Genomic DNA, 22,153 nt, shown 5'->3' with positions numbered 1-22,153 from the left:
AGGAGCTTGACACCATTGTGACCACTGTCACGCAAGAGGCTCAGGACCGGGGTGCACTCACGGGGTGACCCACGTCGAAGTGCCGTCGCTGACACATCCCTGACCTGTGGCAAGGTTGAAAACAAGGGTGGGACCACCCGAGCAGATCGCCCCGACGTCCGCGTCACCCACCGCCGCTCTGCCGCCAGGTCCGCTGAGCACCACGGCAAAGGGTGAGGAGTCTGTGCGACCGAGTGCGAGCGAACCCGGGCCGTACGCAACGGCGGCAAGTAGCCCACCGCGCGACTCCGCTGCAGCAACGCCGCCGAAGAGTCCGACGCCCGCCGACCGGCCACCGTCTCGCGAATCGGCGACGCCGACGCCGTCGCCCTCCACGTGTGAAATCGCGTAACTGGAGGGATCTGCCACCGCTCGGCATGCGGATGACCCGTCGACGATCGTCTGATCTTGGCCGCGCGCCGAACAATCCAACGTCGCGGCCGACGCTGTTCCGCTACCGAGTGACAATCCGAAGGCGGCAAGAATCACGCCACCCGCCGCTAAGCCTGCTGCTCGCATTTTCCGGCGATCCATATCCAACCCCCACAGTGCATTCGACGTGACCGTACATTCGACGTCTAATCGAATTACCCGATATGTCCGCCTCTGACGCTACCCGTCTTTGTTCTTCCGATCGCGGTCCTTGCTCGGTTGAACACGTTTGGGTTCACCGGGCATTTTGGGATAGTTCGGCGGGTACGGCAGATCGCCAAGTCCCGCCGCCAGATCCTTCTCCCACATCTCCAACAGAACGTCGAGGGCAAAGGCCTTGTCGTGCATCGCTTCCATCGGATCACCACGATCGGCGAGCAAGCCGGGAACCGTGGCGATGGTGCAGTCGTCTGGATGCACGTCGCGCAGTTCGTCCCAGGTCACCGGCGTGGACACAGTTGCGATCGGCGTCTTACGAGCGGAATACGCCGCCGCGATCGTCCGGTCACGGGCATTCTGATTGAAGTCGATGAAGATCCGTTCACCCCGCTCTTCCTTCCACCACGCGGTTGTGGCGCGATCGGCACTACGACGTTCGACTTCACGGGCGAGGGCGATACCCGCGTGGCGGACCTCGACAAAATCCCAGCGCGCCTCGAGCGGGATGTAGACGTGAAGGCCTCGGCCACCGGACGTCTTGGGAAATCCTTCCAATCCCAACTCGGCGAGCAGAGGGCGAAGGACCTCGTCCGCGATGGCAACGGCCTCGTCGAACCCGGTCCCCGGTTGCGGATCGAGATCGATGCGGAGTTCGTCCGGGTGGTCGGTGTCCGGGCACCGCACGGCCCAGGGATGAAACGTGACAGTCCCGAGATTGGCAGCCCACACGATGTTCGCAGCACTACGCACTCGAAGGACGTCGGCCTTGCGACCCGACGGGAACGTGACCTCGCAGGATTCGACGTGCTCGGGCCGCTTTGCCGGCAGCCGCTTCTGGTAAACCTCTTCGCCCTCGATGCCGTCGGGGAATCGCTGAAGATGCGTTGGCCGATCTTGGAGCGCCCGCAACGCTGCACCCTGCAGCGCCACCGTTCGGTAGTACTCGACAAGATGCCGTTTGGTTCCGCCGTCCTCACCCAACTGCGGATAGTAGATCTTGTCCGGGCTCGACAACCGGACCGCGATCCCGTCGACGTCCAGTTCCTCTGCGGGACTCGCCATCACTTACCACCTGCAAGAACATCCGCGAAGTCGTATCGCACCGGAACCTCCAACTGATCGAAAGTGCATTCGTCGGGCACCCTGTCCGGACGCCAGCGCAGGAACCGCGCGGCGTGCCGAAAGCGTTCCCCTTCCATCTGGTCGTACGCCACTTCCAGCACCCGCTCAGGACGAAGCGGAATCCAGGAGCGGTCTGCGGCCGATCTCCACCGGCTGGCCTCTCCCTCGGCCACAACGTCGTCCCCGAGGCGCAAAGGTTCGAGTTCGGCCAACAACTCGATCCGCCGCGCCGCGGTGAAAGCCGAAGCGCCACCGATCATCTTCAATTCGGAACCGTCGAACAGACCCAGAAGCATCGACCCGATACCCGGCTGGCTCTTGTGCGGACGGTAGCCCAGCAGTACGACATCCGCGGTCCTGGCGTGTTTCACCTTGATCATCTCGCGCTTGTTCGGCAGGTACGGTCCCGCCAGCTTCTTGGCGACAACCCCGTCGAGACCCGCGCCTTCGAAGGTTTCGAACCAGGCCATTGCTTCGGCGCTGTCGGCCGTCGCTGCCGTGACGTGGCAACTCGGCCCGCCACCGACGCAATCGAGGAGCAACGCACGTCGCACACCGAAGTCCTCGATCGAGACGTCGCGATCCCCGAGCGCCAGTAAATCGAACCCGACAAATTGCGCGGGCGTCTGTTCCGACAACAATGCGACGCGGCTCGCGGCGGGGTGAATCCGCTCGGAGAGCGCTTCCCAACTCAGGCGCGTCACACCGTCGATCTCACGGGGAACCACCAGTTCTCCGTCCACCACACATTTTTCGGGCAATTCAGACTTGACGGCTTCCACCGCCTCGGGAAAGTACCGCGCCAAGTCCTTTCCTCCTCGCGATCCGAGCACCACTTCGTCACCGTCACGAAAGATGATTGCTCGAAATCCGTCCCATTTCGGCTCGTACGACCACGTCGGGTCACCGGACTCGGGCTGAGGCGGCACAGTGGCCGCAGCCTTCGCGAGCATCGGGGCAAGCGGCGGCATCAGGGGTAGCTCCACCTACCCATACTGACAGTCCGGTTGGCAATTCGACTACCGATGTATTGGAATAGGTCCCGAACAATCTACGAACCAACAGAATTATCCAAGAATCAACAAAGGGGTCCTTATGTCCGGAATCGTCCGGCGACTTTGCACTGCGGTGATCGCAACTTCTGCAATCGCCGCCTTCACCGTCGGTTGCGGTTCCGACATCGAGCCGAAAGCCATTGCGGAATCATCTTCCTCGGTTGCCGATTCGACCACTACCTCCGCAGCCCCGACCACCTCGAAGATCACCGGCCAGGAGGGTTCGGACGACGGCGGCGACGTCGACATCGACGTGTCGATCGGTGATTGCGTCAAGCTCGGCGGTACCACGACGGCCGCGGAAATCGACAACGCGGACTGCGGTAGCAAGGATTCCAACTACAAGGTGGTCGCCAAGGTTCCCACCTCTGATCAGTGTGCCTCCGATGTCGACTCGTACTACTACGAGACCCTCGCGGGTGACGAGCAGGGCGCTGTCTGTCTCGACGTCGACTGGGTAGTCGGCGGATGCATGGACCTCGGCAGCGGAATGGACGAGCCCGCCCGCATCGAATGCTCGGATACCAGCGGCACCAATGTAGTCGAGGTCGTCGAAATCCTGCAGAACTCCACGTCGATCGACGAATGCGGTTCGGGGGCAGACTCGGGATTCGAGCACCCGGAACGTAAGTTCACGGTCTGCGTCGCAACGCTCTGATTCGAGCGCCCTCCCGAAAACACCTGTGCGCCTTGTCAACCGATCTCGGTTGGCAAGGCGCACAGGTGTTTTCTACAGCCGGCGCTTTCTACAGCCGGCGCTTTCTACAACCAGCCCCGACGTTTGAAGATCGTGTAGAGACTTCCACACGTCAAGAACATCATCGAGAGCGCAAACGGATAGCCCAAGTGCCAGTGCAGTTCCGGCATGTCGTCGAAGTTCATTCCGTACACGGTTCCGATAAGCGTCGGCGCGAAGAGAATTGCCGCCCACGCCGAGACCTTCTTGATCTCCTCGTTCTGCGCGTAGCTCGCCTGCGTCAGATTGCGCATCTCCTCGTTCTGGTTCTGCGACACCAGAGTTGCGTTCACCGTGAGGATGTTTCCGAGCAACTGACGAAAGCCGTCGGCCCGCTCCACCACAGTCGTCGCATGGTCGGTGACGTCGCGGAGGTAACGCTGGAGTTCCTCGTCCGTGTGGTACTTGTCGAATCCTGCCGACAACCCACGCAGCATCCCCAGCAGCGGACGCGTCGCCCGCTGGAATTCGATCACCTCACGGGTCAGTTCGTAAATGCGGCGCGAAACTCCGGGATCGCCACTGAACACTTCGGTTTCGATCTCGTCGATGTCGTTCTGCAGGCCGGCCACCACCGGGGCGTACCCGTCGACGACTGCGTCGAGAATGGCGTAGAGAACGGCCTCGGTACCCAACCGCAACAGGTCAGGATCGTTCTCCATGCGAGTCCGCACCGCCGAGAGATCCGGCGATTCACTGTGACGGACGGTCAGAATGAAGTTCGGACCACAGAAGATGTGCAACTCGCCGAATTCGACCCGCTCGGTCTCGTCGCGGTACCGCGCAGCACGCAGGACCACGAACAGCGTCTTGCCGTAGCGCTCGAGCTTGGGGCGCTGGTGTGCGACAATCGCATCCTCGACCGCCAGTTCGTGGAGGTCGAAATGTTGTGCAGCGGCATACAACTGGGCGTCGTCGGGCCGGTACATGCCGATCCACGCCATCGACTGCGAATCCGGAAGGCATGACAGTGCTTCCGCCAGCGTGGACGGCGACGCTATCCGCTCGCCGTCGCGGTACACGCCACTGTTGACGACGGTCGATTCGACGGGCGCCACCGCCTCGGGCGGGGCAGCCTTGACGACGGTGCGTGCGGCACGCGAGTGCCCGGGATGTGAGTCACCGAGACCCGCGGAACGACGTGGCAGTACCGACCGTGAACGACGAAATTCGCGCATGCTGAACAGCTTTCGAGGGAAGAGTGAACGACGACGCTTGCTTCACAGCAAAGCCGAAGCCGATGAACACACGATGAAGCTGCAGCAAAATACCGGAACAACCCGGGCGGCTACAGCTTCAGTTGGTACTCGGAGGTTGGCCACGCATTACAGCCACACCTCCTCTTCCCTGAATTCCTACGCAAGTCCGCGCACGACGCCAACATGCTACCCCGACTGTCAGAGCGGGACAAACCGAACGACAAGCCGCAGGACAGCACGAACCGGTCGGAGGAAACCCGCTCGACGAATGCAGCTTTCAGTCAGTTCGCAGCGCGCAATCCGCCGATCAAGAGTTCGACGATCTGGTCCGCCAACGACTCCGTCTCCGCCAAAGTCTGCCCTTCACGCCTTCGGTACCAGAGGTCGATGCCGTTGAGACTGCTGAGGAGTATTTTTGCCGCCATTCGCGGCGAGCTCGCACGAATGGAACCATCCGCGACACCTTCGGTCATCACGTCGACGAACAGATTCTCGTAGTCGAGTCGCAGCGAATTCAGTTCCACGAGGACTTGCTGTTGCCTCGGCTTGAGCGCGGAGTTCATCTGGCCCCGGACACCTTGGTGGATCGTGTGGTGGTACCCGAGATGTGTCATGAGATTGACCAGGTGGGCGTGCGACATCGCTTCGAGACGCGCGAGGCCGCTGTCTGCCCCGTCGATCCGAGACTCGACCTCCGCGCGGAGCAGGCTCATCCCGCGCTCGTAGATTGCCAGGTAGATGTCGAACTTCGAACGAAAGTGGTAGTAGACAAGACCTTTGGTGGCCCCGATTCGATCGGCCAGCAAATCCATGGTCGTGGCCGCGTAACCGTCTTCGGCAAAGGCGTCGGCGGCGCTGGTGATGATCGCGGATCGCACGTCCGGAAGATCACTACTCATTCGACTTCCACTCCCATTCGCACTGCCTGCCGGCCCTTGACTGTTTCCACGCTATCGCATAGTAATACTGAGTAGTATCCCAGATCAGAGAGGTTTTCCAATGTCGTTGGATTTTTCCGGCAAGGTAGCGATCATCACAGGCGCAGGCGGCGGACTCGGCCGTTCGCATGCATTGGCCCTCGCCGCACGCGGCGCACGCGTCGTCGTCAACGACATGGGTGGCTCGGTCAACGGCAGTGGCGGCGCTGATACCGCAGCAGCCAAGGTAGTGGCGGAAATCGTCGAGTTGGGTGGCGAGGCGATCGCGGACCACTGCGACATCACCGACGTCGACGCCGTTGCCGCCATGGTCGCGACGGCCGTGGACAAGTGGGGCCGCGTGGACATCCTGATCAACAACGCCGGAATCCTGCGCGACAAGTCCTTCATCAAGGCCGAGCTCGACGACTTCCGCAAAGTCATCGACGTGCATCTGATGGGTTCCGTCATCTGTTCCAAGGCAGTCTGGCCGCACATGGTCGAACAGAACTACGGACGCATCCTCATGACTACGTCGGCATCGGGAATTTACGGCAACTTCGGCCAGGCAAATTACGGCGCCGCGAAGTCCGGCGTCGTCGGCCTGATGAACGTTCTCGCTATCGAGGGCGAACGCAAGGGCATCCGCGTCAACTCGCTGGCCCCGACCGCCGCGACCCGCATGACCGAAGACCTCCTCGACGAGAAGACTCTCGCTCTGCTTGCACCCGAATCGATTTCACCCGGCGCACTGTTCATGGTCTCCGATGACGCACCGACCAAGACCATCCTCAGCGCCGGTGCCGGTGTCTTCGCGATCGCTCGCATGGAAGAGTCGCAGGGCGTGTACATCCCCGAAGGCGCACTCTCCCCTGAGGTCGTCGCCGAACGGTGGTCCGAGATCAGTGACATGACCAATTCCGTCCAGGTGCCCGCGGCGTTCGATCAGACCCGCCGGTTCGTCGAGAAAGCTGTAGCCGAGCAGCCGGCCAACTGAGCTGGGCAACCAGCCGACTGATCGATCCTGCTCCCCCTAAGGTGTGGTGGTGACCACACCAACGGGAGTTTCGATCGTCGACATCGTCGACAGACTGGGAATGACGTTCCTCAGCGGAGGCGACACCGTCGACGACGCCCGCACTGTCAGCCGAGTGACCCTGCACGAAGGGTCCGGAGTCACGCAAGGCAGTGCGGGCGCCGTCGTGCTCGGCGCAGGACTGGCCGAGTCGGCCGACATTGCCACTGCAGTAAAAGAATACGGTTCGGCCGGAGCCGTCGCGCTGATCGTCAGGGAGCCATTGGCCGTCGACGAAAGCGTCGCACGGGCGGTCGCCGAAGCCGATATCGCACTACTTGGAATGGTCAAGGATGCAAGCTGGCTGCAAAGTGCGTCGCTGATCAACGAGATCCTCGAATCCGGCAACAACGGGGACCGCACGTCCGCCGCCGACGCCGACCTGTTCGATCTTGCCAACTCGATCGCTCAGGTATTGAACGGCCCGGTCACCATCGAGAATCAGTCGAGCCGGATCCTCGCGTTTTCGGCGGATCAAGCCTTCGGTGACGAGGCACGTAAGCAGAGCGTCCTCGGACATCAAGTGCCGCAGCACTATTCCGACCGACTCCGGTCGATGGGGTACTTCAACAAGATCTACGGCTCTACCCTGCCGGTATTTCTACCGGGTATCGGGCCGGGCATCAGGCCCCGGGTCGGCATGCGAATACATGCGGCATCCCAGATCCTCGGTTCGATCTGGGTGATCTTGGACGAGGAGCCGAACGAATTGCAGGTGAAAACGCTCGTCGAGGCGGCGGGCGTAGCCGCGATGAGCTTGCTTCGTGCCAAGCTGGCCGCCGATTCCGCACGACGGCTGAGGTTGGGCGAGGTGATCACGCTACTGAGTGGCGGCACTTCGGCCAAGGAAGCGGCCGAGCGACTGGGCTACGGCCGCTCGAAAGCAAACGTACTTGCGGCCGGCTTCCGTAGCGGCGCCGGCGCATCGTTGGAGGCCGAAGCCGACGTCGATCAACTGGCCCTGACACTCAATACCTATCTCGACCAAGTATTTCCGTTGTCGGTGGCGGCAGCGATCGGCGGCACCGTCTACGCCGTCATCCCACACACCCGGCACCAGACCGACGACGACTACGTGCGTCGGATCGCGTCGGAGTTTGCAGACCGTTCCCGTTCGGAAAAGTCGGTGGTCATCGGAATCGGTGCGACAGTGGCCGACGTGATGACGCTGGAGAAGTCACGCGACGAAGCCGACCGAGCGCTTCGCGTTCTGAGGTCGACGTGGAATTCCTCGGGCCGGACCGTCGCGCGCGCCGACGACGTGCAGATCAATTCCCTACTTCTGCGCCTCTCCGACGCCCTGGCGGACGAGAACGAGACCGCGTCGGGTCCGCTCGCGGTACTGCGTGAGTACGACCGCACTCACGACATCAACCTCGTGGACACCCTTCGAGCCTGGCTCGACACGTTCGGCGACATTCCGGCGGCTGCGTCGTTGGTTCACATCCACGTCAACACGTTCCGGTACCGCCTCAAGAAACTTGCCGGGATTGCCGGAATCGATCTCGATGATCCGGAAACTCGATTCAGCCTGATGCTCCAGCTTCGTCTCTTCTATCCGACAGCGTTGTAGCGATCTACCAAGTCTCACGAAACATTCGTAAATCCGGACGATGTTCTCCTCCTTTTGTTGGGTGAGGATTCAAGCAATCGTTTTTTGCTCCTGACCCGACAGACCTCGCGTCACTCGGGCGGGACTACACCTTCCGGAGGCACCATGAAACAACGGTCCTACGCACTGCTGGCTGCGGCAACTGGCACCGTTCTTGCCCTGACCGCGTGCTCATCGGGTGGCTCGTCGGGTTCGGGTTCGGGTGGGGGTGAACCCGTCACGGACGGCACCTTCAAATTGGCTCTCGTGGCCGACCCCGGCGCTCTGAATCCGCTGATGACGGCAGCATCGCCGGCGCACCAGCTGGCGCGTCTGAGCTACGACTATCTGCTCCACCCGGATCCCGATACCGGAGTCACCAAGCCATGGCTCGCCGAGAAATGGGAAGAGACAACCACTTCCGCGTCCTTCACCATTCGCGACGGCGTCACCTGTACCGACGGATCCGCTCTGACTGCCCAGACTGTCGCCGACAACGTCAATTTCATCACCAACGCAGCAAACAAATCTGCTCTCCGCGGGGTGTACGCACCGGCAACTGCCAGCGCCACCGCCGACCCGGCGACACGGACAGTAACGGTGACGACTCCGGAGCCCTCTCCGTTCCTGCTCCTCAACCTGGCGCGAATACCGATCATGTGCGAGGCCGGGTTGAAGGATCCGACGGCGGCAAACAAGACGACCTTCGGGTCGGGCATGTTCCAGATGACAGAGGCAGTCGCCAACGATCATTACTCCTACGTCCGGCGCGACGGCTACAACTGGGGACCGGACGGCACCACCTCGGATACGGCTGGAGTACCCAAGAATGTCGTCGCGTCCATCATCACGAACAACAGCACAGCGGCCAACCAGGTGTTGTCCGGTGATCTGAATGCCGCAGCAGTTTCGGGCCCTGACCAGGATCGCATGAACGCCGCGAACCTGGATACCGTCAAGCAGCCTGCTCCGGCGGGCGAGATGTTCTTCAACCACAGTCCCGGTAATCCGACGAGCGATCCTGCCGTCCGCAAGGCTCTGGTCCAGGCTCTCAATCTCGACGACCTCGCCGAGATTTTCACGGCCGGCCGCGGAACCAGATCGACCACGATGGTGTCCATCGAACCGCGGGCCTGCATCTACGACTCTGTCGCCGGAAACCTGCCGGACTTCGACACCAGTGCAGCCGCAGCAACTCTCGAGTCTGCGGGCTGGAAGGTCGGCGCGGACGGTAAGCGCAGCAAGGACGGCACACCGCTCCGAATTCGGATGGTCTACGAGACGTTCGGTGACGCGACCGATGCTGCCGCCGACGTCGCGGTCAACGCGTGGAACGACCTGGGCGCCACCATTGAACTCACCAGTGGAGACTCGAACAAGATTCTCGATGTAGCACTCAGCGGCAAGGACAACACGGCGTGGGATGTTGTCTGGGAGCCGATCAACGTCGCGCTGCCCAGCATGCTGGTCCCCTTCCTCTCCGGTCCTGTGCCCGCTGCGGGAATGAATTTTGCGTCGATCTCCAACCCGGCCTACGACGCAGCCGTCACCAAGGCTTCCGGGCTGACGGGCGAGGACGCTTGTGCCGCTTGGGCAGACGCTGAGTCCGAGATCATCAAAGCAAACTCGGCGGTACCTTTTGCCGACAAGATCACGACTCTCTACTTCAACAATGCAGGTCTTGCATTCGGCCGCAATTTCATCGGTTCAGCCCTGCGCCTGTACCAGTAGACCGCCGGTAGCGACCGGGGAAATCGTCGTGTTTCGCCGGTCGCTGTCGGTATACGGACAGGTATTCACCGATCCAGGCGGTTTTCGTGGGAACGGACGAAAATCGACCCGATTTTCGTGAGGATCGACAGAGATGCGCGTCACGTCATGCGCCAAGATTTAGCAGTCAACACTCAATCGCGCCCTCACGTTTTTCGCTCGGGCCCCAGCTCCATCCCGGAGGCACCATGAAACACCGCTCCTATCCAACACTTGCGGCAGCCGCAGGGCTCACGCTTGTGTTGTCTGCTTGTGGCTCGGGAGGCACGTCCTCGGGCGCCAGTGGCGGTGAACCGGCCACGGACGGGACCTTCCGTTTCGCCCTGCAGGCCGATCCGGGCGCACTCAACCCGATCATGTCGGCCTCTCAGGCAACCGCCGAGCTGTCTCGATTGGCCTACGACTACCTGATCTACCAGGATCCCGATACCAGCGAAGTCGGACCGTGGTTGGCGGAGAAGTGGGAGGAGACCCCCACCTCGGCGTCCTTCACCATCCGTGACGGGGTGACCTGTACCGACGGATCGACGCTGACTTCCCAGACCGTCGCGGACAACATCAACTTCGTGGCCAATCCGGACAACGGTTCACAGTTGCGCGGGTCCTCCGTTCCGACCGGTGCCACAGCAACCGCCGATCCGGCAGCGCGCACCGTCACGGTGACCACTGCGGCGCCGAGCCCGTTCCTGCTTCTCAACGTCGGTCGACTGCCGATCCTGTGCGAGGCCGGGCTGAAAGATCCGACAGCATCGAACAAGAAGTCGCTCGGCACCGGCATGTTCGAAGTCACCGAAGTCGCCGCCAACGACCACTACACGTTCCAGCGACGTGATGGCTACAACTGGGGCCCCGACGGCACCGCTTCCGATACCCCCGGCGTCCCCAAGACGGTCATCGCCGCGATGGCACCGAACGTGAGCACCGCCGCAAATCAGCTTCTCTCGGGTGAACTCAATGCAGCTCCGATCGCCGGGCCGGACAAGGACCGCGTCGCGGCAGCCAATCTGGACTCGGTTGGCCGGCCGGTGCCCGCAGGCCAGATGTACTTCAACCAGATCGCCAGCAACCCCACCAGTGATCCGGCAGTGCGCAAGGCGCTGATCCAAGCGGTCAATCTCGACGACCTCACTCAGGTCATCACCGCCGGAAACGGGGTCCGGGCAACCAGTCTCGTCGCCGTCGAACCGCGCGCCTGTGTCTACGACTCTGTCGCAGGCAATATTCCGGACTTCGACCTCACAGCTGCAAAGGCAACACTGGACGGCGCTGGTTGGACTGCCGGCGCTGACGGCAAGCGAAGCAAGGATGGCAAGCCGCTCAATCTCCGCCTCGTGTACGACGGCACCGACGATCCGCGCAACGCGGCGGCAGAACTTGCTCAGTCGGCGTGGTCCGAACTCGGCGCAAACGTCGAGGTGACCGGTGGTGACTCGAACAAGATCATCGACGTCATTCTGAGCGGCAAGGACAACTCTGCCTGGGACATCGCCTGGGTCCAGGTCAACTCCTCGCTGCCCAGCACGTTCACCGCGTACTTTGCCGGGCCGGTTCCCGCAGCAGGCAAGAATTTCGGATCGGTCAGCAACCCCGCCTACGAAGCAGCAGCCACCAAGGCTTCCGGTCTGACCGGTAGCGACGCTTGTGACGCTTGGGCCGACGCCGAGTCGGAGCTCACCAAGACGATCGCGGCCGTGCCCTTCGCGGATTCCGTCATGAACGTGTACTTCAACAAGGCCGGACTCTCATTCGGTAAGACGCTCACCGGTTCTGCGTTGCGTCTCTACCAGTAAGTCGTTTTCCCGCTCAGCATCTCTTCCCGCCCTGCATCTGTTCCCGCCCTCCGGAAAGACAGCCCATGAGTCAAACTATTGAAGCCGCGAAACCAGAAGCGGCGCCTCAGGCTCGAGCAAAGTGGCTCGAGTCCGACAGCTGGCCCGCATATCTTCTGCGTCGTTTCGGCACCTTCGTGATTTCACTCTGGGCGCTGGTGACTGCGGCGTTCCTGATGCTCCAACTGATTCCGGGCGACCCGGTTCGGTTGGCTCTGGGGATGAACGCACCGGTCGAACTGGTCGAGACAACGAGGTCTCAGCTCGGTTACGACCTTCCCTTGTGGCAGCAGTACTTCCGATTCGTCGGCGGGTTGCTGAGCGGGAATCCCGGTGACTCGATCACCTTGAGGACTCCGGTCTTCGAGGTGATCGCGTCCCGCCTCCCGGCAACACTCGAACTGGCTGTACTCACAGTCGTCACGGTGCTGCTACTGGGCATTCCGATCGGCCTCATCTTCGCTGCACTGACCCGCAACGGTCGACGACGCGGAGTCGAGATCGGTTACACCGCAACGTCAGGCACCWTCGCCGTGATCCCCGAGTTCATGTTCGGTACGGCGCTGGTCTACCTCTTTGCCGTCACGTTCCCTGTTCTGCCCGTCGCCGGCCGAGGTGGACCGGAAAGCTACATCCTCCCGGTCGCGGCCATGTCGATCGGTGCCATCGCCTCGATGTCGCGCATCGTCCGTGCAGAGGCACTCGGCGTGTTGGACATGGACTACATCCGTACGGCGCGCGCCAAGCGAATGCCCGTGGCACGAATCTACTTCCGTCATGCAATGCCCAACCTCATGACGTCGACGCTGACGCTCGCCGGACTCCTCCTGGGTGGTCTGATTGCCGGCACCGTGCTCATCGAGAGCATCTTCGCCTGGCCCGGCATGGGCATGGCGCTGGTCAAGTCCATCACCGAGAAGGACTACCCGCTCGCCCAGACACTGGTCGTGATCTACGGCGCCATCGTCCTTCTCATCAATTTCATCGTCGACGTGGTGCTCGCTCTCATCGACCCACGATCCACAATTCGGGAGAACTGAGTTGAGCACCTCACCTACGGCCCCCACTGCGGCCCCCAAGACGCCCCCGCGACGACACTGGATCGTCGGAACGTTCCGCACCCCATTGGGAATCCTGGCCCTCACCTTCCTGACCGCTCTGATCGCCCTCGTCATCTTCGGACCGATGATCTGGGGTGACGCCGCTGTCGCAGCCAACCCGAAGGCACTGTCTCAGGGACCGAGTTCCGAGCACATCTTCGGCACCGACGCCGGCGGACGTGACGTCTTCGCCCGCACGATGACCGCCGCGAGACTGTCGGTGCTCATGGCTCTCGGAGCCGTCGCACTCGGTGTCACAATTGGCCTGATACTCGGTACGCTCCCGACGCTCGCTCCCCGCTGGGTCGGACGAATGGTCGTGGCATTCCTCAACTTCGCCATCGCATTCCCCGGTCTCCTTCTGGCCATCTTCCTGTTGGTCGTTCTCGGACAGGGTGCGGGCAGCGCGGTGATCGCCATCGGTCTCGCCCTGGCCTCGCCGTTCGCGAGGTTGACGTACGCACTGGCTTCGTCGGTCAACGGACGCGACTTCATCGACGCAGCACGCATCCTCGGGGTCACCAAGCCCGGGCTGCTGTTCCGCCACATTCTCCCCAATATCCGTGAACCACTCATCGTCAATGCCAGCATCGCTGTCGGCAGCGGCCTGGTGGTCTTCGCCGGACTCTCGTTCCTCGGCTTGGGCATTCAGCCGCCTGCATTCGACTGGGGCCGGATGCTCAACGAAGGTCTGTCGAAGATCTTCGTCAACCCGGCCACCGCACTTGCCCCCGGCATCGCCGTCGTGCTCGCCGGCTTGACCTTCACGCTGCTCGGCGAGGCCATTGCTCGCGGCGCGGGAGTTCGCAGCCCGATCAGCAGTCGCCTGCCGAAGTGGAAGCCGATCAACCGGAAAACTGCTCAGGCCGATTCGGCGCCCAGCGACGAGGACGCAGTTCTCACCGTCCGCAACATGTCCGTCGCAGTCCCCGCGGGTGACGACTGGCGTCGCCCCGTCGACAACATCAGTTTTACAGTTCATCGCGGCGAAACCGTGGGCATCGTCGGTGAATCCGGCTCCGGAAAGTCACTGAGTTGCATGGCAATCGCGCAGCTGACCGACCACCCCACCGTGGTCGACGCCGGGCTCATCGAGTTCGACGGCACCGTGCTGATGAAGGACGGGAAGCGGCCGGACAACGCGGCTTCGCGCAAGGTTGCCCGCCAACTCGGCACACGTATGGCGATGGTGTTCCAGGATCCGATGTCGTCCATGAATCCGTCTCTCAAGGTCGGATACCAGGTCGCCGAGATCGGTTGGCTCCACGAAGGTATGAGCAAGGTCGACGCGAAGAAGGCGGCAGTCGAGCGACTGAACGCCGTCAAGATCCCCGACGCGCCCAGGCGTGCGAAGCAGTACCCCCACGAGTTCTCCGGCGGTATGCGTCAGCGCGCGATGATCGCCATGGGTCTGATGGGCAAGCCCGCTCTGATCATCGCGGACGAACCCACCACTGCGCTCGATGTGACCGTTCAGCGTGAGGTTCTCGGGCTGCTCCACGAGGTTCGCGAGGAAACCGGCGCCGCAATCCTTCTCATCTCGCACGATATGGCCGTCATCACCGGCATGTGCACCCGTGTCCTGGTCATGTTTGCCGGCGAAATCGTCGAAGACATCGCAGTCGACGATCTGATCGCCGGTCGTGCAAAGCATCCGTACACCCGCGCGCTGATCGCCGCGGTCCCCACCATGAGCACCGATCGCGACAAGCCGCTCGCCACCGTCGACGAAGCCTGGCAGGTGGRGAGCCTCGACGCCGAGGAGAGCACCGCCGACATCGAGTTGGAAGAACTGTTGGCTGTTGCAGAGGAGATCCGATGAGCAGGCTCGAATTCCGTGACGTCAACGTCCACCTCGGTAGCGGTTCGAAAAAATTCCACGCCGTCAAGAACATCAATCTCGACATCCCCTCCGGATCGGTGGTCGGTCTCGTCGGTGAATCGGGTTCCGGAAAGTCGACACTGGCGCGAGCAACTGTCGGCTTGGCCGAGCCCAGTTCCGGCCAGATCCTTCTCGACGGTGTGGACGTCGCTCACGCCCGCGGCGCGACCGCTCGTCTGCGCCACCGGATCCAAATGGTCTTCCAAGATCCGTACTCGTGCCTCGACCCGCGAATGACCATCGGCCAGTCACTCGCCGAGGCGCTGCGGTCCACCGAGCGTCGTGACAAAGCTCGCCGCAACCGCGGCGACCGCGCTGCCGAGGTGGCTCGACTCCTCACCACCGTCCAACTGCCGGTGGAGAAGGCGCACGAATACCCGTCGTCGTTGTCTGGTGGTCAGCGCCAACGCGTTGCCCTCGCGCGGGCTTTGGCAGCCGCACCGGCAGTTCTGCTTGCCGACGAAATCACCTCCGCTCTGGACGTGTCCGTGCAGGGCGCGGTTCTGAATCTGTTGGTGGATCTGCAGAAGCAGCTGGGTCTGACGGTTCTGTTCGTCAGCCACAACCTGGCGGTGATCCGCTATGTCTGTGACCACGTCGCAGTCATGCTCGGCGGCGAAATCGTCGAGCACGGGCCGGTTCTCGACGTGATCGATTCGCCCAAGGAGCCGTACACGGCAAAGCTGTTGTCCGCGATCCCGACCTTCGGGGAGCCGATGTTCCAATGACAACGCCGACCACTCTCGACTCCCCCGCTGTCGTAGCCCGTGCCGAAGAACGTCGTTCGGCGAGAATCCAGGATTACGCGTCCGTGGTTACACCGACCAGCATCGCTGTCTCGGAGTCGGGACGCATTGCATACGTACGTACCGAAGCGAATCCGGACGCGGATACCAACGAGCACTCGATCTGGTTGGCTTCCCCGCAACTACAGCTCACCGCGGGACCTGCCGACACCTCGCCGGCATGGCATCCCGTTTCCACGCTGTTGGTCTTCGTTCGGCCGGATTCCTCGGGCACACCGCAACTGTGGAAGGTCGACGCCACCGGCGGGCCCGCCGTTCAGATGACCACCACGGCGCAGCTCGCGCTCGGCGCTGGGGCACCAGTGTTCTCTCCCGACGGTGCTCGAATCGCCTTCAGTGCCCCGGTCGACCGCACTGCCGCCGGATCGTCACACCTCTTGGTGGCGAAACGCCTCAACTACAAGGTCGACGGATCCGGTGTCCGGGGCAGCGTTCGGGCGCACTTGTTCGAGTTCGATCTGGCCGCCGGCTCGCTTCGGCAACTGACGGACGGCGATTGGGACGCTTCGCATCCCGCGTACAGTCCCGACGGCACCGAACTTGCTTTCACCGCGGCGATGGACGGCAATGCCGATCTGACACGGGCGAGCTCCGCGTGGACCGTATCGCTGACTGATCTCGCCTCGGCTCCGCGGATGCTGGGGCACGCACGCGGCATCGCCGGACCACTTACGTGGACACCTGCCGGCGACGCCGTCGTAGCAGTCGGTTGGCACACGCCGATCATTCACAACAACGAACTTCTTGTCCTGCACCGCGACCAGCGAGTGGAAGACCGCAGTCTGACATCCGAACTCGACCGAAACGTCATGCCTGGCGGGACCGGTTATCCCGGTGGCGCACCGTGTTTCACCGCCGACGGCGACATCGTCTTCTGCATCCGCAACCACGGCTCCACCGAACTGCACAAGGTCGATTTCGGATCAGGCTCCGTCTCACCACTTCTCACCGGAGAACAGACAATGGTCTTCGGTCTTGCCCTGACGTCCGAGAAGGCCGTCGTCGCGCTTGCAACGGCGACGTCCTTCGGTGAGGTCGCCGTCATCGACCTCGAGACTCGTGCAGTCGAAACCGTCACCGAGTTGAACACGGAACTGACAACTTCCGTCGCGTTTCCAGTCGCCTCCGAGCGTTGGTTCGACATCAGCGACGGCACCCGTGTTCAGGGTTGGATCTTGCGCGACCCGAACGTCACGGGCGCCGGTCCGCTGGTTCTGGACGTCCACGGCGGACCACACAATGCCTGGACCGGTACACCCACCCCGATGCACGCGTACCACGCGGAACTGGTCGCGCTCGGATACACGGTCTTGATGATCAATCCGCGGGGAAGCGACGGCTACGGCAACGAGTTCTTCGACGGAGTGCGTGACGGTTGGGGTGAGGCGGATCGCGCCGACCTGCTCGAGCCGGTCGAAACCCTTGTCGCCGAAGGGATGGCCGATCCGAAGCAACTGGTGCTCACGGGCTACAGCTACGGCGGATTCATGACGTGCGCCCTGACGTCCGTCACCGATCGGTTTGCCGTCGCAGTCGCTGGCGGCCTTGTCTGCGACATCGCGAACACGGCAGGCCCCTCGGACGAGGGCATCTTGCTGCAGACGGTCGAATTCGACCCGCAGTCATCTCGAGTACAGGAACTTTCGCCGCTGGGGCGAGTCTCCCAGGTGACGACACCGACACTGATACTTCACGGCGGTAGCGACGTCCGCTGCCCGGTCAACCAGGCAGAACAGTGGTTCGGTGGACTGCGTTTGGCCGGCACCCCTACCGAACTGGTGGCCTTCCCGGACGCGTCGCATGCCTTTGTGTTGACTGGTCGGCCCTCCCACCGTCTGGATTACAGCACCCGTCTCGTCGACTGGATCGAACGTCATCTCTCGCCTACGCCGGCACTGACCACGGTCGATCCCGACTACTGGCAGTACCGACTCGACACCCTGAGCGCGAAGTACGGGGTACCCGGTGCTTCGCTCGGAATTCTGACCACTACCCGCAGCGGTTTCGACCGCACCGTGGTGACGTCCGGTGTCGTCAGTACCCGCACCGGTGTCGTGGCCACTCCCGACACGTTGTTCCAGATGGGTTCGATCAGCAAGGTCTGGACGGCCACCCTGATCATGCAACTCGTCGAAGAAGGATTACTGGACCTCGACTCGCCTGTCCGGAACATCCTGCCGGACTTCGCAGTTGCCGACGCGGTAGCCACTGAAACGGTCACCACTCGCCACCTGTTGACTCACACCAGTGGCATCGACGGTGACGTCTTCATCGACGGCGGACGCGGCGACGACTGCGTCGAGCGATACGTCGCAGCCCTGACATCGACGGTGCAGCTCTTCGCACCCGGTACCGATTGGTCGTACTGCAACACCGGCTTCGTCATCGCCGGACGAATCATCGAGGTTCTCCGAGGCAAGAGTTGGGACGCGGTTCTGCGTGAGCGGATCATCGAGCCTCTCGGCCTGACCAAGACCACGACCTTGCCCGAGGAGACGGCACTGCACCGCGCTGCGGTCGGGCATGTCGGCGGTGCCGACAATCTCGCGCAGACACCACAATTCCTCATCCCTCGCTCGATGGGCCCCGCCGGTCTCATCAACAGCACAGCTGAAGATCTTCTCCTGTTCGCGCAGGATTCGATGCGCGAGGATCCGATTCTGCTTCAGCGGTCCACCCATCTGGCGATGCTCGAGGAGCGCCGCCAGATCGGAGACGTGTCGTCTGCAGACATCATGGGAACCACGTGGCTGCTGCACAATTGGGACGGCGTGCTGGCGCATGGTCACAACGGTGGAACCCTCGGACAGCAGTCCTTCTTGCGGGTGGTCCCGTCCTGCGGCATTGCGGTAGTCCTGATGGCCAACGGCGGTGCGATGGACGCTCTCTCGGGCGACCTTCTCGCCGAGGTGATCGGTTCCATCGGCGGCGTCGCCGTGACACCGGCATTTTCGCCTGGAGACCCCGCCACCCGCACCACGTCCTCACCTGAGGAACTCGATGCGCTGTGCGGTCTGTACCGCGATGCTGCTGCCGATTTCGTCCTGGAAAGAACCGGGAGTTCCCTGACCGCCCGCCGCACCGATCACATCGACCCTTCGGTCAACGCCGAAAGCGCAGAGTCCGTCTCTCTCATCCTGATCGAAGTTCACCCTGGAGTATTCGCGACCCAACTACCTCAATCAGCGGGTTGGATCCGGATCACTTTCTCCGACACCGGGAGTACACAATTGCTACACGTCGGAAGCCGCGCGTATCCGCGAGTGAACAACCGATGACCATTCTCCGCGATCTGGCCGAGCGCCAACTTCCTCAGATCCTCGAGGACGCCATCGCGCTCATCGAAGTCGAGTCGCCGTCGCACGATCTCGAAGCTGTTGCCCGCAGCGCGAAGTGGACGTCAGACCTTGTCCACGAACGACTCGGAGTGACACCGGAGTCGATAGTGACGGAAGGCCGAACCCATCTGGTGACCCGTTTCGGCAGCTCACCGACGCGGCTGATGCTGCTCGGTCACCACGACACCGTGTGGCCGATCGGAACCCTGACGCGCCTACCCGCAGCGGTCACCGAGGGTGCACTTCGAGGTCCGGGTGGCCTCGACATGAAACTTGGTGTCGTTCAGGCAATCCACGCCCTCGCCATCGTCCGAGAGTTGCACGGCGACGATGCACTCGACGGAATCACTCTCCTGGTCACCGGTGACGAAGAAATCGGTTCGCCCACGTCGCGGTCACTGATCGAGGACCTCGCGGCGGGCGCGGTACTGGTTCTCGAGGCCGGCGGAGACGGCGGCGAACTGAAGACTGTCCGCAAGGGAGTGTCGCTGTATCGGATCCATGTTGCTGGTCGCGCCGCGCACGCCGGACTGGAGCCGGAAAAGGGCGTCAACGCTGCAGTAGAACTGGCTCGTCTCGTGATCGAGATCAACGACTTGTCCTCGCCGGCGCAGGCAACCACCGTCACCCCGACTGTCATTTCAGCCGGAACTACGACCAACACCGTTCCGGCAGAAGCCTTTGTCGATGTGGACGTGCGCGCAACCAGCGCTGCCGAGCAGGAACGGGTCGATGCGAATATCCGAGCCCTGCAGGCAATCCACCCCGAAGCCGTAGTCACGGTCTCGGGTGGCGTCAACCGTCCACCTCTCGAAGCGACGATGTCCGCACCGTTGCTGGCGTTGGCGGAACGTGTTGCGCTCGAGCATGATCTGACTCCTCCCGTCGGGCTCGCCGTAGGCGGAGCCTCGGACGGAAACTTCACTGCCGGTATCGGTATCCCCACCCTCGACGGCCTCGGTGGCGTCGGCGGCGGTGCACACGCCGAGACCGAGCATGCGCTCGTGTCCGCGATCGCCCCGAGGACGGCGTTGGTTGCGGGCCTTATTCGTTCGATCACGTCTGAAGGGGGCCCTCGTGTCGAAAAGCAAAGCGGTTGAGTTTCGAGAGCTGGTCGACAATCGCGAAATAGCCGATCTATCCGCCGTTTTCGATGAGATCTGGGCTACCAGCCCCGGACCGGCTCATTTCGGCACGGCGATGTTGGTTGCGCTTCATCACGGTGGTCACTACGTGGTGGGAGCCTTTTCCGAAGGCGAAATGATCGGTGGTTGTGTCGGATTCTTCGTCGAGCCTCTCGGCGAGGTTCTGCACTCACACATCGCCGGAGTACTACCGGGACACGCAGGCAAGGGAATCGGCCGCGCCCTCAAGCATCATCAGCGAGACTGGTGCATCGAGCGCGGTGTCAGGACGATCCGGTGGACCTTCGATCCACTGGTCGCACGAAATGCCTATTTCAACATTCAGCGTCTCGGTGCCGCACCGACCGAATACAACCCGGATTTCTACGGTTCGATGGCAGACGGCATCAACGCAGGCGACGCCAGCGATCGCATGCTCGTCAGTTGGGATCTCGACGTCGATGGATCTCCGAGTTCTGCTGTGGCCGTGAATGATACATTCAAGGTGCTTCAACCCACCGAGGACGGTACGCCTCGAATGCTCCCGATCCCACCCGACTGCATCGATATCGCAGTCGGAATACCCCGAGACATCGAGCATCTGAGAACAGTCGACCGCGCCTCTGCCTTTGCCTGGCGACACGCGCTTCGCGAGTACCTCGAACCACTGATCGCCTCGAAGGAATGGCAATCGACCGGCTTCGACCCCAGCGGCTATTACACGTTCACGAAAATCTGCGAGACAACCGGAGAAGAGCAAGTCCATGCACATTGAGTCCGTCGAATTGCGCGAACTGCGCATCCCTCTCGTCTCCCCCTTCACCACGTCATTCAGCACCCAGCTCGAGCGCAACACCCTCGTCCTGAAGGTGAGCGGCACCACCGACGGCCCCAACGGTCCGGTGGAGACTGTCGGCTGGGGCGAGTGCGGTTCGCTGAGCGATCCGTACTACAACTCGGAGTACACCGCTGGTGCGCGGGCGATGCTTCGCGAGTATCTCGTTCCGACGCTACGTAAGTCGCAGTCGGATCAGCCGCTCTCGGCCGAGACGGTCGGCAGCGTACTTCACCACATCGTGGGTCACCAGATGTCCAAGTCGGCTATCGAAATGGCAATTCTCGATGCTGAATTGCGCGCTCGCGGACAGTCTTTCGCTCGGTACCTCGGTGCCACTCGCACGCGAGTTCCCTCGGGAGTGTCCGTCGGCATCCAGGACAGCATCCCTCAGCTGCTCGAGACCGTCGGCAACTATCTGTCGCAGGGGTACGTGCGAATCAAGCTGAAGATCAAGCCGGGCTGGGACATCGCTCCCGTGGCTGCGGTGCGCAAGGAGTTCGGCTACGACGTTCCTCTGCAGGTCGACGCAAATGCCGCGTACACCCTCGTCGACGCGCAGTTGCTCCGTCGCCTGGACGAATTCGCACTGCTCCTCATCGAACAGCCGCTGGCCGAGGACGATTTGGTGCAGCACGCCAAGCTCGCCCAGTCCCTCTCGACTCCGATCTGCCTCGACGAGTCGGTCGAGTCGGCCAAGGATGCGGCGGATGCCATCACGCTCGGTGCCGCTTCGGTCATCAACATCAAGCCGAGCCGTGTCGGTGGATATCTGGAAGCCAAGCGCATCCACGATCTCGCCTCGGCACACGGTATTGCGGTGTGGTGCGGCGGAATGCTCGAGACCGGAATCGGCCGCGCCGCCAACGCGGCCCTCGCGGCGCTGGACGGGTTCACGCTGCCCGGCGACATCTCGGCGTCCGATCGCTTCTACAAAGAGGACATCACCGAACCGTTTGTCATCGAGGACGGCCACATCGCCGTGCCGCAGGGACCGGGCTTCGGTGTGACTCCACGTGAAGACGTCATGGATCGCTTCACGGTCGGAACCGAGACTCTGTAGGTCCACACAGTCACGCAGCAGCCACCTCCACCTTCACCCGGCGGAGGTGGCTGTTCGTCGTTTCTGTCGGTAGGGAGGTGC

The 22,153-nt window shown here is 62.4% G+C and carries 17 protein-coding genes; 12 read left to right on the top strand and 5 right to left on the bottom strand.

Annotated features, from left to right (window positions below):
* Nucleotides 1–57: 57 nt before the first annotated feature.
* From AC1DWA_RS00885 to AC1DWA_RS00875, 3 genes are all read right to left on the bottom strand, one after another.
* Nucleotides 58–573 carry a DUF6764 family protein gene (locus AC1DWA_RS00885; RefSeq protein WP_020970725.1) on the bottom strand — a complete coding sequence of 172 codons (516 nt, stop codon included), beginning with the start codon at nucleotides 571–573 and terminating at the stop codon, nucleotides 58–60.
* A 78-nt stretch (nucleotides 574–651) separates the two neighbouring features.
* Complete coding sequence (ligD, locus tag AC1DWA_RS00880; RefSeq protein ID WP_003940248.1) at nucleotides 652–1,692, bottom strand: non-homologous end-joining DNA ligase; 1,041 nt, start codon at nucleotides 1,690–1,692, stop codon at nucleotides 652–654.
* Nucleotides 1,692–2,738 carry an ATP-dependent DNA ligase gene (locus AC1DWA_RS00875; protein ID WP_019745225.1) on the bottom strand — a complete coding sequence of 349 codons (1,047 nt, stop codon included), beginning with the start codon at nucleotides 2,736–2,738 and terminating at the stop codon, nucleotides 1,692–1,694. The genes ligD and AC1DWA_RS00875 overlap by 1 nt, the downstream gene beginning before the upstream one ends.
* Before the next feature lie 109 nt (nucleotides 2,739–2,847).
* On the opposite strand from AC1DWA_RS00875, the gene lppU reads away from it, so the two are divergent.
* Nucleotides 2,848–3,465 (top strand): LppU family putative lipoprotein, encoded by a 618-nt coding sequence (gene lppU, locus AC1DWA_RS00870; RefSeq protein WP_019745226.1) that lies wholly within the window; start codon nucleotides 2,848–2,850, stop codon nucleotides 3,463–3,465.
* A gap of 104 nt (nucleotides 3,466–3,569) precedes the next feature.
* Here the strand turns inward: lppU and AC1DWA_RS00865 are convergent, their stop codons facing one another.
* Together AC1DWA_RS00865 and AC1DWA_RS00860 are read right to left on the bottom strand one after the other, a co-directional pair.
* Nucleotides 3,570–4,721: a magnesium and cobalt transport protein CorA gene (locus tag AC1DWA_RS00865; protein ID WP_007731382.1), complete on the bottom strand. Its 1,152-nt coding sequence runs from the start codon at nucleotides 4,719–4,721 to the stop codon at nucleotides 3,570–3,572.
* A gap of 302 nt (nucleotides 4,722–5,023) precedes the next feature.
* Nucleotides 5,024–5,641, bottom strand: a complete 618-nt coding sequence (locus AC1DWA_RS00860) for a TetR/AcrR family transcriptional regulator (protein ID WP_020909054.1) — start codon at nucleotides 5,639–5,641, stop codon at nucleotides 5,024–5,026.
* Between the two features lie 100 nt (nucleotides 5,642–5,741).
* On the opposite strand from AC1DWA_RS00860, the gene AC1DWA_RS00855 reads away from it, so the two are divergent.
* The 11 genes from AC1DWA_RS00855 (at nucleotide 5,742) to menC (ending at nucleotide 22,072) form a co-directional block, all read left to right on the top strand.
* Nucleotides 5,742–6,656 (top strand): SDR family NAD(P)-dependent oxidoreductase, encoded by a 915-nt coding sequence (locus AC1DWA_RS00855; RefSeq protein WP_019745228.1) that lies wholly within the window; start codon nucleotides 5,742–5,744, stop codon nucleotides 6,654–6,656.
* 49 nt (nucleotides 6,657–6,705) lie between these two features.
* Complete coding sequence (locus tag AC1DWA_RS00850; RefSeq protein WP_037120543.1) at nucleotides 6,706–8,307, top strand: PucR family transcriptional regulator; 1,602 nt, start codon at nucleotides 6,706–6,708, stop codon at nucleotides 8,305–8,307.
* Nucleotides 8,308–8,451: 144 nt separating this feature from the next.
* On the top strand, nucleotides 8,452–10,056 hold the full coding sequence (locus AC1DWA_RS00845; protein WP_020970729.1) for an ABC transporter substrate-binding protein: 1,605 nt from the start codon (nucleotides 8,452–8,454) through the stop codon (nucleotides 10,054–10,056).
* 227 nt (nucleotides 10,057–10,283) lie between these two features.
* Nucleotides 10,284–11,885, top strand: a complete 1,602-nt coding sequence (locus AC1DWA_RS00840) for an ABC transporter substrate-binding protein (protein WP_283384083.1) — start codon at nucleotides 10,284–10,286, stop codon at nucleotides 11,883–11,885.
* 65 nt (nucleotides 11,886–11,950) lie between these two features.
* Entirely contained in the window at nucleotides 11,951–12,964 is a 1,014-nt protein-coding gene (locus AC1DWA_RS00835) for an ABC transporter permease (protein WP_477916433.1), read from the top strand.
* Nucleotide 12,965: 1 nt separating this feature from the next.
* Nucleotides 12,966–14,846, top strand: coding sequence for a dipeptide/oligopeptide/nickel ABC transporter permease/ATP-binding protein (locus AC1DWA_RS00830; protein ID WP_477916432.1), 1,881 nt, complete (start codon nucleotides 12,966–12,968; stop codon nucleotides 14,844–14,846).
* The gene (locus AC1DWA_RS00825; RefSeq protein ID WP_020970730.1) at nucleotides 14,843–15,634 is read left to right on the top strand and encodes an ABC transporter ATP-binding protein; all 792 of its coding nucleotides are present in this window, start codon (nucleotides 14,843–14,845) and stop codon (nucleotides 15,632–15,634) included. Before AC1DWA_RS00830 ends, AC1DWA_RS00825 begins: the two co-directional genes overlap by 4 nt.
* The gene (locus AC1DWA_RS00820; protein WP_477845687.1) at nucleotides 15,631–18,990 is read left to right on the top strand and encodes a serine hydrolase; all 3,360 of its coding nucleotides are present in this window, start codon (nucleotides 15,631–15,633) and stop codon (nucleotides 18,988–18,990) included. The genes AC1DWA_RS00825 and AC1DWA_RS00820 overlap by 4 nt, the downstream gene beginning before the upstream one ends.
* Complete coding sequence (locus AC1DWA_RS00815) at nucleotides 18,987–20,150, top strand: M20/M25/M40 family metallo-hydrolase (RefSeq protein WP_205906828.1); 1,164 nt, start codon at nucleotides 18,987–18,989, stop codon at nucleotides 20,148–20,150. The genes AC1DWA_RS00820 and AC1DWA_RS00815 overlap by 4 nt, the downstream gene beginning before the upstream one ends.
* Entirely contained in the window at nucleotides 20,128–20,949 is an 822-nt protein-coding gene (locus AC1DWA_RS00810) for a GNAT family N-acetyltransferase (protein ID WP_029256203.1), read from the top strand. Before AC1DWA_RS00815 ends, AC1DWA_RS00810 begins: the two co-directional genes overlap by 23 nt.
* Nucleotides 20,939–22,072 carry an o-succinylbenzoate synthase gene (menC, locus tag AC1DWA_RS00805; protein ID WP_020909062.1) on the top strand — a complete coding sequence of 378 codons (1,134 nt, stop codon included), beginning with the start codon at nucleotides 20,939–20,941 and terminating at the stop codon, nucleotides 22,070–22,072. The genes AC1DWA_RS00810 and menC overlap by 11 nt, the downstream gene beginning before the upstream one ends.
* Nucleotides 22,073–22,153: the final 81 nt, after the last annotated feature.

The organism is Rhodococcus sp. P4_F3_2, from assembly GCF_056401335.1.
The sequence above is the reverse complement of the archived record's forward strand: the minus strand, read 5'-3'. Positions and strand labels throughout refer to the sequence as shown.

Coding starts and splice junctions, on each gene's coding strand:
- AC1DWA_RS00820 (WP_477845687.1), top strand. CDS start 15,631: ATGACAACGCCGACCACTCTCGACTCCCCCGCTGTCGTAGCCCGTGCC.
- AC1DWA_RS00860 (WP_020909054.1), bottom strand. CDS start 5,641: ATGAGTAGTGATCTTCCGGACGTGCGATCCGCGATCATCACCAGCGCC.
- menC (WP_020909062.1), top strand. CDS start 20,939: ATGCACATTGAGTCCGTCGAATTGCGCGAACTGCGCATCCCTCTCGTC.
- AC1DWA_RS00885 (WP_020970725.1), bottom strand. CDS start 573: ATGGATCGCCGGAAAATGCGAGCAGCAGGCTTAGCGGCGGGTGGCGTG.
- AC1DWA_RS00840 (WP_283384083.1), top strand. CDS start 10,284: ATGAAACACCGCTCCTATCCAACACTTGCGGCAGCCGCAGGGCTCACG.
- AC1DWA_RS00865 (WP_007731382.1), bottom strand. CDS start 4,721: ATGCGCGAATTTCGTCGTTCACGGTCGGTACTGCCACGTCGTTCCGCG.
- AC1DWA_RS00825 (WP_020970730.1), top strand. CDS start 14,843: ATGAGCAGGCTCGAATTCCGTGACGTCAACGTCCACCTCGGTAGCGGT.
- ligD (WP_003940248.1), bottom strand. CDS start 1,692: ATGGCGAGTCCCGCAGAGGAACTGGACGTCGACGGGATCGCGGTCCGG.
- AC1DWA_RS00815 (WP_205906828.1), top strand. CDS start 18,987: ATGACCATTCTCCGCGATCTGGCCGAGCGCCAACTTCCTCAGATCCTC.
- AC1DWA_RS00855 (WP_019745228.1), top strand. CDS start 5,742: ATGTCGTTGGATTTTTCCGGCAAGGTAGCGATCATCACAGGCGCAGGC.
- AC1DWA_RS00845 (WP_020970729.1), top strand. CDS start 8,452: ATGAAACAACGGTCCTACGCACTGCTGGCTGCGGCAACTGGCACCGTT.
- lppU (WP_019745226.1), top strand. CDS start 2,848: ATGTCCGGAATCGTCCGGCGACTTTGCACTGCGGTGATCGCAACTTCT.